Source organism: Amycolatopsis viridis (assembly GCF_011758765.1).
Taxonomy (GTDB): Bacteria; Actinomycetota; Actinomycetes; order Mycobacteriales; family Pseudonocardiaceae; genus Amycolatopsis_E; species Amycolatopsis_E viridis.
The window spans coordinates 334,302-351,601 of the sequence record NZ_JAANOU010000001.1; the positions used below are offsets into that span (position 1 = coordinate 334,302).

The 17,300-nt window shown below is 70.6% G+C and carries 18 protein-coding genes; 9 read left to right on the forward strand and 9 right to left on the reverse strand.

Annotation, left to right across the window (positions count from 1 at the left end):
- Window positions 1-1,902: 1,902 nt before the first annotated feature.
- Window positions 1,903-3,288 carry an LCP family protein gene (locus tag FHX46_RS01640; RefSeq protein ID WP_167121001.1) on the forward strand — a complete coding sequence of 462 codons (1,386 nt, stop codon included), beginning with the start codon at window positions 1,903-1,905 and terminating at the stop codon, window positions 3,286-3,288.
- 77 nt (window positions 3,289-3,365) lie between these two features.
- A complete protein-coding gene (phoU, locus tag FHX46_RS01645; protein ID WP_167109993.1) occupies window positions 3,366-4,031 on the forward strand; it encodes a phosphate signaling complex protein PhoU in 666 nt (221 codons plus the stop codon).
- A 13-nt stretch (window positions 4,032-4,044) separates the two neighbouring features.
- Here the strand turns inward: phoU and FHX46_RS01650 are convergent, their stop codons facing one another.
- The 3 genes from FHX46_RS01650 to FHX46_RS01660 form a co-directional block, all read right to left on the reverse strand.
- Window positions 4,045-4,686 carry a GTP pyrophosphokinase gene (locus FHX46_RS01650; RefSeq protein ID WP_167109995.1) on the reverse strand — a complete coding sequence of 214 codons (642 nt, stop codon included), beginning with the start codon at window positions 4,684-4,686 and terminating at the stop codon, window positions 4,045-4,047.
- Window positions 4,687-4,708: 22 nt separating this feature from the next.
- Entirely contained in the window at window positions 4,709-5,602 is an 894-nt protein-coding gene (locus tag FHX46_RS01655) for an EamA family transporter (RefSeq protein WP_167121003.1), read from the reverse strand.
- 121 nt (window positions 5,603-5,723) lie between these two features.
- A complete protein-coding gene (locus tag FHX46_RS01660; protein WP_167109997.1) occupies window positions 5,724-6,029 on the reverse strand; it encodes a putative quinol monooxygenase in 306 nt (101 codons plus the stop codon).
- 149 nt (window positions 6,030-6,178) lie between these two features.
- Between FHX46_RS01660 and FHX46_RS01665 the strand changes: the two genes are divergently transcribed.
- Window positions 6,179-7,042 carry a helix-turn-helix domain-containing protein gene (locus FHX46_RS01665; protein WP_167109999.1) on the forward strand — a complete coding sequence of 288 codons (864 nt, stop codon included), beginning with the start codon at window positions 6,179-6,181 and terminating at the stop codon, window positions 7,040-7,042.
- Window positions 7,043-7,118: 76 nt separating this feature from the next.
- On the opposite strand, the gene pstB is transcribed toward FHX46_RS01665, so the two are convergent.
- The 6 genes from pstB to FHX46_RS01695 form a co-directional block, all read right to left on the reverse strand.
- Window positions 7,119-7,895, reverse strand: a complete 777-nt coding sequence (pstB, locus tag FHX46_RS01670; protein WP_167110001.1) for a phosphate ABC transporter ATP-binding protein PstB — start codon at window positions 7,893-7,895, stop codon at window positions 7,119-7,121.
- A 10-nt stretch (window positions 7,896-7,905) separates the two neighbouring features.
- The gene (gene pstA, locus FHX46_RS01675; RefSeq protein ID WP_167110003.1) at window positions 7,906-8,832 is read right to left on the reverse strand and encodes a phosphate ABC transporter permease PstA; all 927 of its coding nucleotides are present in this window, start codon (window positions 8,830-8,832) and stop codon (window positions 7,906-7,908) included.
- Window positions 8,832-9,755, reverse strand: a complete 924-nt coding sequence (pstC, locus tag FHX46_RS01680) for a phosphate ABC transporter permease subunit PstC (RefSeq protein WP_167110005.1) — start codon at window positions 9,753-9,755, stop codon at window positions 8,832-8,834. The genes pstA and pstC overlap by 1 nt, the downstream gene beginning before the upstream one ends.
- A gap of 192 nt (window positions 9,756-9,947) precedes the next feature.
- Window positions 9,948-11,075: a phosphate ABC transporter substrate-binding protein PstS gene (pstS, locus tag FHX46_RS01685; protein WP_167110007.1), complete on the reverse strand. Its 1,128-nt coding sequence runs from the start codon at window positions 11,073-11,075 to the stop codon at window positions 9,948-9,950.
- Between the two features lie 215 nt (window positions 11,076-11,290).
- Window positions 11,291-12,196: a mycothiol synthase gene (gene mshD / locus FHX46_RS01690; RefSeq protein WP_167110009.1), complete on the reverse strand. Its 906-nt coding sequence runs from the start codon at window positions 12,194-12,196 to the stop codon at window positions 11,291-11,293.
- A 20-nt stretch (window positions 12,197-12,216) separates the two neighbouring features.
- Window positions 12,217-12,969, reverse strand: a complete 753-nt coding sequence (locus tag FHX46_RS01695) for a winged helix-turn-helix transcriptional regulator (RefSeq protein ID WP_167110011.1) — start codon at window positions 12,967-12,969, stop codon at window positions 12,217-12,219.
- Window positions 12,970-13,160: 191 nt separating this feature from the next.
- On the opposite strand from FHX46_RS01695, the gene FHX46_RS01700 reads away from it, so the two are divergent.
- The 6 genes from FHX46_RS01700 (at window position 13,161) to FHX46_RS01725 (ending at window position 17,285) form a co-directional block, all read left to right on the forward strand.
- On the forward strand, window positions 13,161-14,057 hold the full coding sequence (locus FHX46_RS01700) for an LmeA family phospholipid-binding protein (RefSeq protein WP_313885995.1): 897 nt from the start codon (window positions 13,161-13,163) through the stop codon (window positions 14,055-14,057).
- 7 nt (window positions 14,058-14,064) lie between these two features.
- Complete coding sequence (locus tag FHX46_RS01705) at window positions 14,065-14,499, forward strand: thioredoxin family protein (protein WP_167110015.1); 435 nt, start codon at window positions 14,065-14,067, stop codon at window positions 14,497-14,499.
- A gap of 304 nt (window positions 14,500-14,803) precedes the next feature.
- On the forward strand, window positions 14,804-15,235 hold the full coding sequence (locus FHX46_RS01710; RefSeq protein ID WP_167110017.1) for a DUF4395 domain-containing protein: 432 nt from the start codon (window positions 14,804-14,806) through the stop codon (window positions 15,233-15,235).
- Between the two features lie 40 nt (window positions 15,236-15,275).
- Window positions 15,276-16,115, forward strand: a complete 840-nt coding sequence (locus FHX46_RS01715; RefSeq protein WP_167110018.1) for a sulfurtransferase — start codon at window positions 15,276-15,278, stop codon at window positions 16,113-16,115.
- A 2-nt stretch (window positions 16,116-16,117) separates the two neighbouring features.
- A complete protein-coding gene (locus tag FHX46_RS01720) occupies window positions 16,118-16,426 on the forward strand; it encodes a DUF1416 domain-containing protein (RefSeq protein ID WP_167102438.1) in 309 nt (102 codons plus the stop codon).
- Between the two features lie 244 nt (window positions 16,427-16,670).
- Window positions 16,671-17,285 (forward strand): FABP family protein, encoded by a 615-nt coding sequence (locus FHX46_RS01725; protein ID WP_167110020.1) that lies wholly within the window; start codon window positions 16,671-16,673, stop codon window positions 17,283-17,285.
- Window positions 17,286-17,300 lie beyond the last annotated feature (15 nt).

Below are 17,300 nucleotides of genomic sequence, written 5' to 3' on the forward strand. Positions count from 1 at the left end.
CGTCGCGCCACCCCGGCGGCCCGACCGGAGCCCCGGGCTCCTGAGCCGCCGCCGCAGCGCCGCGCTGCCGCGGCGGGCCGCCCAGCGACCGGAGCGACCCCCCCGGCGCAGCAACCCCGCCGGACCGCCCTGCCGCGCCGGAGCACCTCGCCGACGCGCCCTGCGCCGGAGCCGCCGGCCGGCACCGAGCTGCCCGGTGCGGCGGAGCCGCGCCACACCGGCGGCTTCGAGGCGCCCGGTTCTGCGGAAACGCGCCGCGACAGCGGCTTCATCGAGGCGCCGGAGCGCTCCGCTCGCCCGGAGACGACCGGCCGGCACGCGACTGGTTTCGCCGAACCGCAGCCATCCGCCCGCGCCGATGCCCCCGGCCCGCACCCGAGCGGCTTCGCGGAGCGTCCGCCGGTGCACGGTGGCGATGCCCCCGGCGCGGAGCCCCGCCATGCGAGTGGCTTCGTCGAACGGCCGCCGGTGAACGGGACAGCAGCTGCGCCCGGCGTTCCCGGTGCCGAGCCGCGCCACCCGAGTGGCTTTGCCGAGCGTCCGCCGGTGAACGGTGCCGAGGGTCCCGCAGAGCCCCGCCACCTGAGTGGCTTCGCGGAGGCGCCGCCGGTGAACGGTGCCGCGGCTGGGCCGGGCGTTCCCGGCGCGGAGCCCCGCCATGCGAGTGGCTTCGTCGAACGGCCGCCGGTGAACGGTGCCGAGGGTCCCGGCGCGGAGCCCCGCCACCCGAGCGGTTTCACCCAGGCGCCGCCGGTGAACGGTGCGGCGTCTGGGTCGGGCGTTCCCAGCGGGGAGCCCCGCCATGCGAGTGGCTTCGTCGAAGGTCCGCCGGTGAACGGTGCCGAGGGTCCCGCAGAGCCCCGCCACCTGAGTGGCTTCGCGGAGGCGCCGCCGGTGAACGGTGCGGCGTCTGGGTCGGGCGTTCCCAGCGGGGAGCCCCGCCATGCGAGTGGCTTCGTCAAACGGGCGCCGGTGAACGGCGCCGAGGTCCCCGGCATGGAGCCCCGCCACCCGAGCGGTTTCACCCAGGCGCCGCCGGTGAACGGTGCGGCGTCTGGGCCGGGCGTTCCCGGCGCGGAGCCCCGCCATGCGAGTGGCTTCGTCGAACGGCCGCCGGTGAACGGTGCCGAGGGCCCCGGCGTTGAGCCCCGCCACCCGAGTGGCTTCGCCGAGGCGCCGCCGGTGAACGGTGCGGACGCCCCCGCGGGCCCGCTCCGCCGTCCGAACAGCGCTCCGGATTCGCCGCCGCCCCCGGGGCGCGTGGACGTGCCCGGCCCCCATCCGAGCGGCTTCGTGAAGGCCCCGCAAGTGACCGGCGCCGACGCTCCCGTCCGCCCCGCGAGCACTGCCCGCAACGAACCCCGCCACCCGAGTGGGTTCGTCCCGGCACCGCAGCCGGTGAATGGCGCCGAGGCGCCTGCCCCGCATCCCAGCGGGTTCAGCGAGCCGCCGCTCGCGAACGGCGCCGAACGCGCTCCCCGCCACCCGAGCGGCTTCCTGGCCGCCCCGCCGCCCGCCGGCCGCGCGGACGCGCGCCATCCCAGTGGCTTCGCCGAGCCACCGGCTCCCGGCGTTGAGCGGCCGGTCCGTCCGGCGGGTGCGCCGCGTCCCGAGGCTAGCCACCCGAGTGGCTTCGCCGAGCCGCCCGGGGACGAGGCCGACGATCGTCCGGGCGGGAATCCGCTCGAAACGTCCCAGCCGTCCGGCCGGGCGGAGTCGCCCGGGGCTCGTCCCGGGCCGGCCACGCCCCCGCCGGCCAACCGGCGTCCCGTGGACAGTCCGGAGGCAGCCGCGTCCGACGCGGACGCCGAAGCCACCAAGCTCGGCGAGGCCGTGGGACGACCGAACGGGCCCCGCCGCCCGCCACGCGCCCGCCCGGTGACGCCCGCCGACCGGCTGACCATGACCGACGAGCTGGAGCCGGTCGGTGACCACACCAAGGTCCGCCGCAAGATCGACAACACCCTCGCCCGGTTCGCGGCCGCCCACGAGGAGCTCGCCGCCGAGGAGGCCAAGCGCCAGGAGCGCCGCGAGCGGCTCATCGCGCGGCCGGTCGCGCTGATCGAGCAGACCCGCACGCGCCTGCAGCGCGTCGTCGCGCCGGTCAAGAGCGACGACGACGAGCAGGCCGCGCCGCAGACGCGCCTGCAGGAGAAGAAGCAGCGCCGCAGCGAGCGGTCGATCCGCATCACCCGCATCGCCTGCGCGGTGCTCGCCGGCCTGATCTTCCTCGCCACCGGGGCGCTGTGGGGCACCAAGACCTGGTTCAACAGCAAGTTCACCGAAATCGCCGCCCTCGACGAGAACTCCTCGGACATCCAGAACGCGGCCGGGCAGACCGGCGACGAGAACTTCCTCATCGTCGGCTCCGACACCCGCGCCGGCGCCACCGCGGAGGAGAACGTCGGCGACGCCGACGCGGTGGGCGGCGCCCGTTCGGACACCGTGATGCTCGCCCACGTGCCGGCCGACCGGAAGCGCGCGGTGGTCGTGTCCTTCCCGCGCGACCTGGAGATCTCCCGCCCCGCGTGCGAGCGCTACGACGCGAACACCGGCTCCTACACCGCCGAGGTCGTCCCGGCGGTGACGAAGGCGAAGCTGAACACCGCCTACGCGGTCGGCGGCCCCAAGTGCCTCACCAAGTGGGTGCAGCAGCTCACCGGCATGCGCGTCAACCACTTCGTGGGCATCGACTTCGGCGGCTTCAAGGACATGGTCGACGCGGTGCACGGCGTGACGGTGCACGTCGACAAACCGATCAAGGACTCCGTCCTCGGCATGGTGATCTCGCAGACCGGTGACGTCACGATCTCGGGCGACCAGGCGCTCAGCTTCGTCCGCGCCCGTCACGTCCAGGGCGACCCGACCTCGGACTACGGCCGGATCAAGCGGCAGCAGGATTTCATCTCCGCGCTGCTGCGGAAGGCGATGTCCCAGGGTGTCATCACCGACCCGACCCAGCTGACGAACTTCGTCACCGCGTTCGCCCGGGCCACCTTCGGCGACAACATCGGCGTCGACCAGATGCTCACGCTGGCCCAGTCGATGAAGGGTCTGGATCCCAGCAAGCTCACGTTCCTCACCGTGCCGACCACGGGTGAGTCGAACGCCCGTGGCAACGAGGTGCTGCTGGAGACCAAGTCGCGGGACCTGTTCCACGCGTTGATCGACAACACCCCGCTGCCCGGTTCGCCCGAGTACGAAGCCGCGCACCCGTCGTCGAACCCGACCCCGTCCCCGACACCCACCCCGGCGAAGTCGACACGTTCGCGCTCGTCGGACTCGTGACAACTCGTTAGCGCCGGTTCATGCTCGGTTCACTTCGCGATGCGGCGATTGCCCTGATCGGGTCGTAGAGTGTGGCCATGCGCGAGGCTTACCACGTCGAACTCGAAGACCTGGCCGCCAACCTGGCGGACATGTCGCTCCAGGCCGCGGCCGCCATGCGGAAGGCGACCAAGGCACTGCTCGAAGCGGATCTGTCCCTGGCCGAGCAGGTGATCGGCGACGATCAGAAGATCGACGACGCCCGCGCCGAGAGCGAGGAGAAGGCGTACGCCCTGCTGGCGCTGCAGGCGCCGGTCGCGACGGACCTGCGGACCGTGCTCGCCGTGATCCACGCGGCGGAGAGCCTGGAGCGGATGGGCGACCTGGCCCTGCACGTCGCGAAGGCTGCCCGCCGCCGGCACCCGCAGGCCACGTTGCCCGAGCCGGTGCGGGAGTACTTCGCCGAGATGGGCGAGCTGGACGTCCGGCTCGCCGAGAAGGTCGCCGACGTCATCAAGAGCCGGGACGTCGAGACGGCCCGCGCGCTGGAGGAGGAGGACGATCGCGTCGACGAGATCCACCGCCACCTGTTCACGGTGATCATGGACAAGGAGTGGCAGCACGGGGTCGCGGCCGCGGTCGACATCACGCTGCTCGGCCGGTTCTACGAGCGCTTCGCCGACCACGCGGTGTCGGTCGGCAAGCGGATGGTGTTCGTGGCGACCGGCAAGATGCCGGGCTACGCCCACGACGAGGAGCTCTGACCGGAAACACGGTCTAGGACTGACCGCCCTGCAACCGCTGGTGCAGGGCGGTCATCCGGGCGTCCAGGTCCGCCGCGGTTTCCGCCGCCGCACGCAGCTCGTCGGCGAAGTCGGCCGGCGCGGTGCCGGCGTACTTGTAGAACAGCTTGTGCTCGACGGCGGCCCAGAAGTCCATCCCGACCGTGCGCATCTGGATCTCGACCTTGACCCGCTCGACCCGGTCGGACAGGAACACCGGGATCCGCACGATCAGGTGCAGGCTGCGGTAGCCGTTCGGCTTGGGCGCGGCGATGTAGTCCTTGGTGCGTACGATCTCGACGTCGTCCTGGCGGCCGAGCATCTCGGCGACCAGGTAGACGTCGGGCACGAACGGGCACACCACGCGGATGCCGGCGACGTCCTCGATGTGCTCGCGGATCGTCTCGATGCGCAGGTCGAGCCCCTTGCGGGCCAGCTTGTCGAGGATCGCCTCCGGCGACTTGACGCGGCTCGCCAGATGCTCGATCGGGTCGTGCTGGTTCGCGAAGTCGAACTCCTCGGACAGGATCCGCAGCTTGGTCATCAGCTCGTCGATGCCGAACTTGTAGACCATGAGTTCGCGCTGGAGCGCCCGGAGCAGCGCGGCCGAGCGGCCGACATCGTCGAGCACGGTCATGCGACCAGCCTACCCAGCGGGTTCAGGGTGCGTCCCGCACCGAGCGGGTGGCTCCGGTCGAGGCCGCGACGACGCAGCAGATGGCGAGCCACTGCAACGGGTGCAGCGCCTCCCCGAGCACCAGCAGCCCGGACAACGCGGCGACCGCCGGTTCGAGGCTCATCAGGATGCCGAACACGCGCGGTGGGATCTTCCGCAGCGCCTCCAGTTCCAGCGAGTACGGGATGACCGAGGACAGCAGCGCCACGGCCAGTCCGATGAGCAGCACCCACGGCGACAGCAGGCTCGTGCCGCTTTCCACGACGCCCACCGGCATCGCCGCGACCGCGGCGACCGCCATGCCCAGCGCGAGGCCCTTGCCCTCCTCGGTCCGCTTGCCCAGGGACGCGGACAGCAGGATGTACAGGCCCCAGCAGGCGCCCGCGACCAGCGCGAACAGGATGCCGAGCAGCGACAGGTCGCCACGCGTCTCGGCGAGCAGCACGACACCACCCGCCGCCAGCGCCGCCCACAGCACGTCGAGCCAGCGCCGCGACCCGGCCAGCGCGACCGCGAGCGGCCCGAGGAATTCGATGGTGACCGCGATGCCCTGCGGGATGCGCGCGAGGGCCTGGTAGAAGGTCACGTTCATGGTGCCGAGCACCACGCCGTACGCGATGACCACCGGCAGCGCCCGGCGGCCCATGCGCAGCACCGGACGCCACACGATCAGCAGCACCAGCGCCGCGAAGAACAACCGCAGCGCGACCGTGCCGGCCGGCCCGGTGCTCGCGAAGAGCTGCTTGGCGAGCGAGGCGCCCACCTGGACGCTGACGATGCCGATCAGCACCTGCAGCGGCGGGGGGATGACCCCGAGTGCCCGCCCCGCCGCGGCGAGCACCCGGGGTTTCGGCAGGCGGCCGCCGACGCCTTCCACGTGAACCTGAACCACGTCTGAAGACGCTAGCGGCCGCCACCGACAGTTCCCAGCGGATCCGGGGCAAGTGCTGTGCAGGCCACCCCCGGAGTGCGGGTTTCCGCGGACAGCGGTCACTCGCTCAGACCTGGGCGGGGACGTCGGTCAGCCGGCGCAGGGTGAACGGCTCGGCGAGGATCTCCTCCAGGACCTGGGCGACGTGGGTGAAGTGCGGCAGCGAGAAGTGGTACTCGAGCGCGGCGCTGTCGGCCCACTCCTCGACGATGATCATGCGGCTGGGGTTTGCCGGGTCCGCGTAGGGCTGGTAGCCCAGGCAGCCTTCCTCGGCGAGCGACGGTGCGATCATCGCGGTCAGCTCGTCGCGCAGGCGCTGCTCCTGCCCGGGCTTGGCGGTGAAACCGGCGACGATGGTGAGGGTGTTCGACATGGTGGGATCTCCTGATCGTCTGGGGTGAACGAGATCCATCCTGCGGCGCCGGCCGGCGCGGGCCCAGGGCTCCGCGCGGCCGGGGTTCACCGAGCCTGGGTCTGCGGGGACCAGGCACCGCAGCGCGGTTCTCGCGGATACTGGGGGCCATGGACCGCGCACAGCAGCTCACCGAGTTCCTCCAGACCCGGCGGGCCCGCCTAAGCCCGGACGAGGCCGGTGCCACCACCTTCGGGGGGCGGCGGCGCGTGCCGGGCCTGCGCCGGGAGGAACTGGCGCTGCTCGCCGGGGTGAGCGTCGACTACTACACCCGCCTGGAACAGGGCCGCGCCCGCAACGTCTCCGCCGACATCCTGGACGCCGTCGCCCGCGCGCTCCGTCTCGACGCGGACGAAACCGCCCACCTGCACAACCTCGCCCAGCCCGGTGCCGTCCGGAAGCGTCCCAGCCGGCCGCAGCAGGTCGGTCCCGAGATGCGCCAGGCGCTGGAGGCCCTGACCACGGCCCCCGCCTACCTGATCGGACGCCGCCTGGACGTCCTGGGGTGGAACGAGCTGGCCCGCCTGCTGGTCGCCGACTTCCCCGCGCTGCCCGCGGCCGAGCGGAACATGGCCCGGCTCGTCTTCCTCGACGACGCGGCCCGCGACCTCTACCCGGACTGGGAGAGCAAGGCGCGCGACACCGTCGCCAACCTGCGGTTCGACGCCGGCCGCCACCCCGACGATCCCCTGCTGGCCGCGCTGGTGGGCGAGCTTTCCCTGCACAGCGCGGACTTCCGCCGCCTGTGGGCCGGCCACGCGGTGCGCGGCAAGACCCGTGGCCGCAAGCGGTTCGCGCATCCCCTGGTGGGCGAGCTCGCCCTGGACTACGTGGCGATGCGCGCCCCCGATGACCCCGACCTGACCATGATGATCTACAGCGCGCCCGCGGGTTCCGACGCCGCAACCGCCCTCCAGCTGCTGGCCGGTCTCGCCGCCCCGGCGGATCCGCGGACCCTGCCCAGCCGCACCTGACCGCCGGCAGGACCCAGCGGAGACGACGAGACCCCCACAGCCGGCAGAGCCGTGGGGGTCGCCGTCCGCGGGAAGATCAGCCGAACCGGCCCGAGATGTAGTCCTCGGTCGCCTTCTCGTTGGGGTTGGAGAAGATCTTCTCCGTGTCGTTGATCTCCACGAGCCGTCCCGGCTGGCCGACACCCGCCAGGTTGAAGAACGCCGTCTGATCCGACACCCGCGCCGCCTGCTGCATGTTGTGCGTGACGATCACGATGGTGTAGTCCTTCTTCAGCTCGGCGATGAGGTCCTCGATCGCCAGCGTCGAGATCGGGTCCAGCGCCGAGCACGGCTCGTCCATCAGCAGCACGTCCGGACGCACGGCGATGGCCCGCGCGATGCACAGCCGCTGCTGCTGGCCGCCGGAGAGGCTGCCGCCCGGCTTGTGCAGCCGGTCCTTGACCTCGTTCCACAGGTTCGCGCCGCGCAGGGCGCGCTCGGCGATCTCGTCGAGCTGCTTCTTGTTCTTCGTGCCGGCCAGCTTGAGCCCGGCCACCACGTTGTCGCGGATGGACATCGTGGGGAACGGGTTGGGCCGCTGGAACACCATGCCGATCGTGCGGCGGACCTGCACCGGGTCCACCGAGGACGAGTAGATGTCCTCGCCGTCCAGCAGCACCTGCCCGTCGGCTCGCGCACCCGGGATGACCTCGTGCATCCGGTTCAGCGTGCGCAGCACGGTGGACTTGCCGCAGCCGGACGGGCCGATGAAGGCGGTGACGTTCCGCGGCGGCACGGACAGCGTGACGCTGTCGACGGCGTGGAACTTGCCGTAGTAGATGTCGAGGTCCTTGACGTCGATTCGCTTGGCCATTGCGGAACGCTCACTTCTTCTTCGGGGCGACCATGCGGGACACCACCGTGGCGATCAGGTTGATGAGGGCGATGATGAGGACCAGCGTGAGCGCCGCGCCCCAGATGCGGTCGAACCCGACGCTGCCCGGCTCCATGGAGTTGGTAGCCCGCTCGTTGTTCATCAACAATGGCAGCGAGGCCTGGTTGTTGCTGAACAGGTCCCAGTTGAGGTAGGCGGAGTAGCCGACCAGCACGAGCAGCGGTGCGGTTTCGCCCATGACCCGGGCGAGCGCCATCATGATGCCGCTGATGATGCCGGACAACGCGGTCGGCAGGACGATCTTCATGATCGTCTTCCACTTGGGCACACCCAGCGCGTAGGACGCCTCGCGCAGGTCGTCCGGCACGATCCGCAGCATTTCCTCCGCGGACCGCACCACGACCGGGATCATCAGCAGCACCAGCGCCAGTGACACCGCGAACCCGCTGCGCGGCAGGCCCAGCGTGGTGATCCACAGCGCGTAGATGAACAACGCGGCCACGATCGACGGCACACCCGACAGGATGTCCACCATGAACGTGGTGATCCGCGCGAGCCGGGTGCCGCGGCCGTATTCGACCAGGTAGATCGCGACGAGCAGGCCCAGCGGCACCGAGATGATCGCGCACATCAGACCCTGTTGGAGGGTGCCGATGATCGCGTGCAGGGCGCCGCCGCCGACCTCGTCGGACAGCACCGACCCGAAGTCCTGGCTCCACCAGTTGGTGTACGGGATGCGCTTCACGCCGTTCGCGATCACCGTGTACAGCACCCACACCAGTGGCGCGACGGCGATCAGGAACGACAGCCACACGAGCACGGTGGCGAGCGCGTTCTTCGCCTTCCGCCCGGCGCTGACCTGCTGGAACGCCGGCGGCGAGGCGAGGCGTTCGGTTTCCGAAAGCGTGGTGGTCATCAGTCCGCCTTCCGCTCGCCGATGATCGACCGGCCCGCGAGGTTCACCGCGAAGGTCAGCACGAACAACACCAGACCGGACGCGATGTAGGCACCGGCGGACTTGGGGTTGTTGAACTCGGCGTAGTTCGCGGCGATCTGCGACGCGAACGTCGCGCCGCCGTCGTTGAGGCTCCAGCCGAACGTCTTGCCCGCCGGGATGTAGAGGATCACGGTGAGCGCGATCGTCTCGCCCAGCGCCCGGCCGAGGCCGAGCATCGAGGCGCCGATGTAGCCGGACTTGCCGAACGGCAGCACCGTCGTCCGGATGACCTCCCAGCGCGTGGCGCCCAGCGCGAGCGCGCCTTCGATCTGGGCGGTCGGCGTGCGCTCGAACACCTCGCGGGACAGCGAGGTGATGATCGGTAGCAGCATCACCGCGAGCACGACGCCGGCGGTGAAGATCGTGCCCTGGAAGTTCGGGTAGACGTTGCCCGTGCCGAAGATCGGGATGAACCCGAGGTTCTTGTTGAGCCATTCCGCGATGGGCGCGAGCTTCGGCGCGAACACGAGGATGCCCCACAGGCCGAAGATGATCGAGGGCACCGCGGCCAGCAGGTCGACGACGTAGGCGAAGGGCCGGGCCAGCCGACGCGGCGCGTACTGGGTCAGGAACAACGCGATGCCCAGGGAGATCGGCATCGCGATGAGCAGCGCCAGCAGCGACGTGTAGATGGTGACCAGCAGCAGGTCCAGGATGCCGAACCGGAGGTGGTTCGGGTCCCCGGTCTGCCATATGCGGGCGGTGAGGAAGTTGAGCTCGTTCGCCTTGAGCGCCGGGATCGCCTGCACGATCAGGAAGATGCCGATCAGCCCGATGAGCGCGACGACGAAGACGCCCGCCCCGGTCGTCAGGTTCTTGAAGATGCGGTCGCCGGGCCGCACCTTGGCGGTCCGGTTCGGTGTGGCCAGTGCCGAGGGGTTCTCAGTGGCCGGTGGTTGCGCCGTAATCGGGGGCCTCCGGGAGTGGTCCGAACGACGACGGACGCCCACCGGTGTCCCCGGTGGGCGTCCGCCTCGCGAATGACTCGCTCATCACGTACTCAGTGCAACCCAATCAGGGGTGGCAAGCAAGGATCAGGAGATCGCGTTGATCGAGGTCAGCACCTTCTCCTGCAGCGACTGCGGGAGCGGCACGAACCCCTTGTCCGCGATCGGCTGCTGCGCGGTGGTCGCCGCGACGGTCAGGAACGCCTTGACCGCCTTGGCCGTGTCCGCGTCGTAGCCCTTCGAGCAAACGATCTCGTAGGTGGTCAGCAGCAGCGGGTACGCGCCCGGGGTGTTGCTGGCGTAGATCTTCTTGAGGTCCATCGCCAGGTCGTTGCTGCCCGGGGTGCGGAACGAGGCGGCGTCCAGGGCCTTCGCCACGTTCTGCGGGGTCAGCTCGACCGCGCCCGAGCCGCTGTCGATCTTGGCGGCGGACAGGCCGTCCTTGACGTAGGACGACTCGACGTAACCGATCGCGCCGTCGGCGGCCCGGATGCCCGAGGCGACACCGTTCGAGCCCTGCGCGCCGTTGCCGACGCCACCCTTGAACGCCTTGCCGGTGCCCTGCGTCCAGGCGCCTTTCGAGGCGGCCTCGAGGTAGGTCTGGAAGTTGTCGGTGGTGCCCGACTCGTCCGACCGCGAGAACACCTGGATCGGCTTGTCCGGCAGGTTGACGCCCGAGTTGAGGGCGGCGATCGCCGGGTCGTTCCACTTGCTGATCTTGCCGTTGAAGATCTTGGCCGCGACCTCGCCGTTCAGGGTGAGCGAAGGAACGCCGTCCAGCTTGTAGGCGATCGCGACCGGGCCGACGACCAGCGGCAGGTTCCACGCCTCGCCACCGGCGCAGCGGGCGTTCGCCGCGTTCTGCTCGTCACCGGTCTTCAGCGGCGAGTCCGAGCCGCCGAAGTCGACCTGCTTCGCGGTGAACTGCTTGACGCCGGCACCGGAACCGGACGCGTTGTAGTTCACGATCTGGCCCTGGCAGGCCTTCGCGTACTGCTGCGCGAAGATGTCCACCGCGGTCTTCTGAGCGGTCGAGCCCTCGCCGGTCAGCGGCGTCTTGCCGCCGCAGACGACGTTCGCGGTCGCGCTCGGCGCGGTGGCCGCACCCGAGGTCTGGGTCTTGCCGGACGAGGCCGGGTCCTGACCGCAGGCGGCGAGCACGAGGGCTGCGCTCGCCGCGATGCCGAGAGCACCCATCGGCCGCATGATCTTCACTTCATGTCCTCCAGCTTGGGAACGCCATTCGTCGCAACCGGACACTAGGCAGCACGGGTGGACAAGCGCCTCTCAACAGATGAACGCAAAGTGAACAAGGTCCCGAATGTGAGGCGCGCTACTTCACTCGACTGGGTGCCGTGTCCTACCCGTGACCTGCGGGTTCGCGATCCGTGACGAAACCTTGGCGGAGGGTTAACACAACGGAACGGCGATCACCGTTCGTATTGGACGTCGACCTCGTGACGGGTGAAGCCGAGTCGTGTGTAGACGGCGATCGCGGGTGCGTTGTCGCCTTCCACGTAGAGGATCACCTGGGGCAGGCCGCGGTCGCGCAGGTACCGCAGACCGGCCAGGGTCAGCGCCTTGCCCAGCCCGCCGCCCTGCGCGCCGGGGTCGACTCCGACGACGTACACCTCGCCCGTCTCCCGGCCGCCGAACCGTCGCGGGTTGGCGGGGTGGACCTTGGTCCAGTGGAAGCCGAGCAGCTTGCCCGTGCCGTCCTCGGCGAGGAAGAAGCCGTCCGCGTCGAACCAGTCCTCGGCCTCCTCGGCACGCAGGTCCTCGACCGTGAGCCTGCCCTGTTCCGGGTGCCAGTCGAAGGCCCGCGCGTTGACCTCGATCACGGCCTGCTCGTCCTGGCCGGGCACGAAGGTGCGCAGCGCGACGCTCTCCGGCAGCCGGGGCTCCGGCCAGGCCGGATCCACCTCGGTGCGCATGACGAGTAGTTCGCGGGCACGCGTGAACCCGGTTCGCCCGGCGAGGGCGGCCGCGCCGGGGTGGTCGCCGTGCGCCCACACCCGCAGGGGCGCCCCGGCGGCGCGCTCGACGAGCGCGGACACCATCTCGGTGCCCACGCCCCGGCGCCGGTGGTCCGGCCGCACGATCAGTTCGGCCACCTGGCGGCCGAACGCGTCACCGCCGGGATCGAGGTGCGCGTACCCGGCGAGCGTGCCGTCGGACCTGGCGAGGAGGTGCGGACCGGTCCGGAACTCGCCGGGCAGCTCCTCACCCGGGCCCAGGTCCGGTCGTCCGTCCACCTCGCGGGCGGCGAGCAGCAGCTCGCGCACCTCGGCGATGGTCTGCCCGTCCAGTTCGTCGACCCACACCACAGTCAGCACGAGATCAACGCTAGTCCGGATCAGCGGGGGGAGAACTCGGTGGACAGCTCGTTCGGGTCGAAGTTGAGCGAAGTCACGCCGGGCTTGACGCCGGGCTTGGCCGGGCGCTCGAACTTGTAGCCGACGTTGCGCACGGTGCCGATCATCTGCTCGTGCTCCGGGCCGAGCTTGGCCCGCAGCCGCCGGACGTGCACGTCCACCGTGCGGGTGCCGCCGAAGAAGTCGTAGCCCCAGACCTCCTGCAGCAGCTGGGCGCGCGTGAACACCCGGCCCGCGTGCTGCGCGAGGTACTTGAGCAGCTCGAACTCCTTGTAGGTGAGCTCCAGGGTGCGGCGGCGCAGGCGCGCGGTGTAGGTGGTCTCGTCGATCACCAGGTCGCCGACCCGCAGTTCGGTGTCCGCCTGGGTGGCGCCGCCGTCGCGGGTGGTGGCCAGCCGCAGCCGGGCGTCGACCTCCGCCGGGCCCGCGGTGGGGAGCAGGATGTCGTCGGTGCGCCACTCGGCGCTGACCGCGACCAGGCCGCCCTCGCCGACGACGGCGATGACCGGCGTGCCGGCCTCGTCCTCGCCGGTGCCCTTGAGCAGGCGGCAGAGGCTCTTCGCGGACGCCAGGTCGGTGCGCGCGTCGAGCAGGATCACGTCCCGGTGCCCGGCGTCGAGGAGCGCGGTGACCTCCGGCGCCCGGACGCGTACGGTGTGCGGCAGCAGGTCAAGAGCGGGAAGGACGGCAGTGGCTTCCGCCTCTGAAGTGAGTACGAGCAGGTCCAGGCTCATCGCCACACCGCCTTCTTGCTAGTTCGCAGCCTTGAGCGCCCCTGGTCTCCGGGCCCAAGGGTAGCGGGTGAACTGCGGAAACCACCTCCCCTGTGCAGCCACCGTCACACTGACGGCACACTGGTTGGCCGAGGCTGAGGCCATCGCCGCCCCGACGCGAGACAGATCGGACACGAAGAGTGAGCAGACCTGTGACCCAGGACCGAGCCGTTCCGCCCGCTGGTTCGCGGCGCCGTGGCCGTCGCACCCGGCGCATCGTCATCAGCCTGGTGGTGCTCGCCGCGCTCCTGGTCGGAGCCGATTTCGGGCTCGCTGCGTTCGCCGAGCACACGGTGTCGCAGAAGGCCAGGGAGCAGCTGGGGCTGAGCGACGACCCCTCGGTGACGATCGAGGGCTTCCCGTTCAGCACGCAGGCGATCAGCGGCGACTACCGGCACATCGCGATGTTCGCGCCCGGCGTGCCGATCAAGGACCTGCAGGACGTGCTGGTGACCGCCGACCTGTACGACGTCCGGGCCCCGCTGTCCGACCTGCTCAACGGCAACACCAAGGCGATCGACATCGGCCGGCTGGAGGCCCAGGTGACGATCAAGGCCAGCGACATCAACAAGGTGGACCCGCTGACCAAGGTCGAGGACCTGCGGATCGCGCCGGCGAGCGTCTCCTACGTGCAGACCGGCCAGGACGCGCAGAGCGGCACCGACACCGGTTCCGGCGAGGGGCAGGGCCAGGACGGCACGGGCGAGCAGGACCAGGACAAGTCGAAGGCCGGTGTCCGCATCTCCGGCTACGTGCAGGTCGCCGGTCAGCGCGTGGAGCTCTTCGCCTTCGCGATGATCGAGCTGCACGGCTCGCGGATCGAGATCGTGCCGACGCGTCTCCAGTACGGGAATGACAAGGGGACAACGGTTGTTCCCCATGCTGTACAGCAGGCGCTGCTGCCGAACTTCAAGGCCACGATCGACACCGGCAACTTGCCGTTCCAGGTGACCCCGACCGCGGTGCAGGTCAACAACGGCTCGGTCACCATCAAGGGCGAGGCCAAGAACGTGACGTTCGGCGGGGCGAGCGGCTCGACCGGAGGGTGACAAGCGGATGACGGGCGTCTGGGTCGTGCTCGGCACGCTGGTGGTCGCCGGGATCGCGGGTGCGCTGCTGCGGGCGCGAAACGGACGGGTCCGCGCCGCGCGGCGCGCGCCTGCTACCGCGCTGCCCGGGCCCGTCGAAGCCGCGCTCGGCGCCGGCGCCCGGGTCACCCTGGTGCAGATCTCCACCACGTTCTGCACCCCGTGCCGGCACACCCGCGCCCTGCTCGGCCCGCTGGCCGAGCGCACCGACGGACTGGCGCACGTCGAGCTCGACGTGACGAACCAGCCGGAGGTCGCCCAGGCGCTGGGTGTGCTGCGCACGCCCACCACGATCGCCTACCGCTCCGACGGCACCGAGCTGTTGCGCGTCGGGGGCGTGCCGAAGGCGCCCGCCCTGCTCGAGGCGCTGCGGCCGCACCTCCCGGCGCGGGTCGCGGATTAGAACGTGTTCCGCGCGGCCGGCGTGCTCGCGCCGCTGCCGCCGCGTCCGCTGACCAGGTGGGAATTTATTTCCTGGATGGTGGGAATGCTCTCAGTGGATGGACACCCCTCCCACTTTCAGGGATCCCCGGGTAGCCTGACCACCGTGTGCAGGCTGCCACTCACTCTGCTGACGCAACGTCGCGCGGTCGACTTCTGCCGCGTGCGCAGCAGCCTGTGTCTCCTCTAGCGGGTCCCACCCGCTCTCCCCGCCGGAAATACTCCGTTCCGACGCGTGCTCGCACGCGCCCTGCCAGGGAGGTGACATGTCAGCAGGCCCAGCCGTAGACCCCCGCGGACCCCGGTTCGCGGCGATCATCACGACCGTCGTGCTCGCGGTGGTCCTCATCAGTGGATGGTGGCCGCTGCTGGCCGTGCAGACGGTCGTGTTCGCGATCGGTGCGTTCATCGGGCTCAAGCCCGCCCCGTACTCGGTGCTCTACCGCCGTCTCGTGGCGCCGCGCCTGGCGCCGACGACGGAGCGGGAGGACGCGGCGCCGCTGCGGTTCGCGCAGGCGGTCGGGTTCGTGTTCGCGTTGATCGGCACCGTCGGGTACGCGTCGGGGATCACCGCGCTGGGCATCGTCGCGACGGCGTTCGCGCTGTTCGCGGCGTTCCTCAACGCGGCGTTCAACTTCTGCCTCGGCTGCGAGATGTACCTCCTGATCCGGCGCTTGGCGCCGAGCCAGGCTTCCTGACGAGTCCACCCACGAGAAGAAGAAAGCGAGTAGTGCTCTCATGAGCCGTGAAGACGTCCTGGTCACCACGCAGTGGGCCGAGGAGAACCTGAACACCCCGGGCGTGGTCTTCGCCGAGGTGGACGAGGACACCACCGCCTACGACGGCGGCCACATCCGCGGTGCGGTCAAGATCGACTGGAAGACGGAGCTGCAGGACCCGGTCCGCCGCGACTTCGTCGACCGGGCCGGGTTCGAGGCCCTGCTGTCCGAGAAGGGCATCTCGAACGACGACCTGGTGGTCCTGTACGGCGGCAACAACAACTGGTTCGCCGCCTACGCCTACTGGTACTTCAAGCTGTACGGCCACGACAAGGTCAAGCTGCTCGACGGCGGCCGCAAGAAGTGGGAGCTGGACGGCCGCGAGCTGACCACCGACGAGGTCAAGCGCGAGCGCACCAACTACGTCGCCAAGGAGCCGGACCTGTCGATCCGCGCCTTCCGCGACGAGGTCGTCGACGCGATCGGCACGAAGAACCTGGTCGACGTCCGCTCGCCGGACGAGTTCACCGGCAAGCTGCTGGCCCCGGCGCACCTGCCGCAGGAGTCCGCGCAGCGCGGTGGCCACATCCCGTCGGCGCTGAACGTGCCGTGGGCCAAGACGGCGAACGAGGACGGCACCTTCAAGACCGCCGAGGAGCTCAAGGAGCTGTACTCCGAGGCCGGCCTGGACACGTCCAAGGCGACCATCGCCTACTGCCGGATCGGCGAGCGGTCCAGCCACACCTGGTTCGCGCTGCACGAGCTGATCGGGCTCGAGGACGTGAAGAACTACGACGGTTCGTGGACCGAGTACGGCTCGCTGGTCGGCGTGCCGATCGAGACCGGGACGGGGAAGTGACGATGAGTGCTGACGGTTGCGGCGCGCCGGTGCAGACGGCGACGCCCGCGGACATCGACACGCAGGGTCAGGTCGTGGTGGCCGGCAAGGTCGTCGGCAGCGACGGCCCGGTCAGCGGCGCGTACGTGCGCCTGCTCAACGGCGACGGCGACTTCGCGGGCGAGGTCCAGGCGTCCCCGGAGGGCGACTTCCGGTTCTACGCCGCGCCCGGCGCCTGGACGGTGCGCGCCCTGCACCGCACGGGCAACGGCGAGGCGTCGCTGACCGCCGAGGGACCGGGCCTGCACCAGGTCGCGATCTCGGTCGGCTGACGATCCACCGACCACGGCCACTCCCGCTGCGCAGCGGCGGGGGTGGCCGTCGTCTTGCCAGGTGACAGCCGCGCGTGGGCGTGGTGCTCGCCACGCCGGTGCGGGGCGAGTGAAGTGCCTGGCAGCGGCTATTCTGCTGGGCGTGGAGATCCTGTTTACGACGCTGCTGGTGCTCGCCGCCATCGCGATCCTCTGGTTCACCGTGTACGTCGTCTACCGGCTGTACGCCGACCAGCGCTGACCGATGACGTCCGGCGATGACGCCGTCGCAGCCGCCGCTGCCCGGGCGGAGTCGACACGGGGACGCAACCTCCCCCAGTTCGACGACCTGCCCATCCCGGTCGACACGGCGAACCTGCGCGAGGGCGAGAACCTGAACGACGCCTGCCTGGCGCTGCTGCCGCTCGTCGGTGTGTGGCGCGGGGAGGGCGAGGTCAACTACCCGACGATCGAGGGTCCCCGCCGCATCGCCCAGCAGCTCACCATCGCGCACGACGGCCGCCCGTTCCTGTACCACGAGGCCCGCTCGTGGCTGCTCGACGACGAGGGCAACGTGATCCGCGCGGCCGCGCGCGAGGTCGGCTGGTGGCGCCCGCAGGCCGACGACACGATCGAGCTGCTGCTGGCGCACAACACCGGCATCGTCGAGGTCTTCTACGGCAAGCCGCGCAACCAGACGTCCTGGGAGCTGGGCACCGACGCGGTCGTGCGCACCTCCACGGCCAAGGAGGTCACCGGCGCGCAGCGGCTCTACGGGCTGGTCAACAACGGCGACCTGGGCTACGTCGAGGAGCGCGCCATGGTCGGCGAACCCATGCAGCCCCACGTTTCCCTTTACCTCAAGCGCGTCGTGGGCTGACGGCTCCCCACCAGG

Bases quoted from the DNA above. Each gene is read 5' to 3' on its own strand.
- FHX46_RS01640 (WP_167121001.1), top strand. From the start codon at position 1,903: ATGACCGACGAGCTGGAGCCGGTCGGTGACCACACCAAGGTCCGCCGC.
- phoU (WP_167109993.1), top strand. From the start codon at position 3,366: ATGCGCGAGGCTTACCACGTCGAACTCGAAGACCTGGCCGCCAACCTG.
- FHX46_RS01650 (WP_167109995.1), bottom strand. From the start codon at position 4,686: ATGACCGTGCTCGACGATGTCGGCCGCTCGGCCGCGCTGCTCCGGGCG.
- FHX46_RS01660 (WP_167109997.1), bottom strand. From the start codon at position 6,029: ATGTCGAACACCCTCACCATCGTCGCCGGTTTCACCGCCAAGCCCGGG.
- FHX46_RS01665 (WP_167109999.1), top strand. From the start codon at position 6,179: ATGGACCGCGCACAGCAGCTCACCGAGTTCCTCCAGACCCGGCGGGCC.
- pstB (WP_167110001.1), bottom strand. From the start codon at position 7,895: ATGGCCAAGCGAATCGACGTCAAGGACCTCGACATCTACTACGGCAAG.
- pstA (WP_167110003.1), bottom strand. From the start codon at position 8,832: ATGACCACCACGCTTTCGGAAACCGAACGCCTCGCCTCGCCGCCGGCG.
- FHX46_RS01695 (WP_167110011.1), bottom strand. From the start codon at position 12,969: ATGAGCCTGGACCTGCTCGTACTCACTTCAGAGGCGGAAGCCACTGCC.
- FHX46_RS01705 (WP_167110015.1), top strand. From the start codon at position 14,065: ATGACGGGCGTCTGGGTCGTGCTCGGCACGCTGGTGGTCGCCGGGATC.
- FHX46_RS01710 (WP_167110017.1), top strand. From the start codon at position 14,804: ATGTCAGCAGGCCCAGCCGTAGACCCCCGCGGACCCCGGTTCGCGGCG.
- FHX46_RS01715 (WP_167110018.1), top strand. From the start codon at position 15,276: ATGAGCCGTGAAGACGTCCTGGTCACCACGCAGTGGGCCGAGGAGAAC.
- FHX46_RS01720 (WP_167102438.1), top strand. From the start codon at position 16,118: ATGAGTGCTGACGGTTGCGGCGCGCCGGTGCAGACGGCGACGCCCGCG.
- FHX46_RS01725 (WP_167110020.1), top strand. From the start codon at position 16,671: ATGACGTCCGGCGATGACGCCGTCGCAGCCGCCGCTGCCCGGGCGGAG.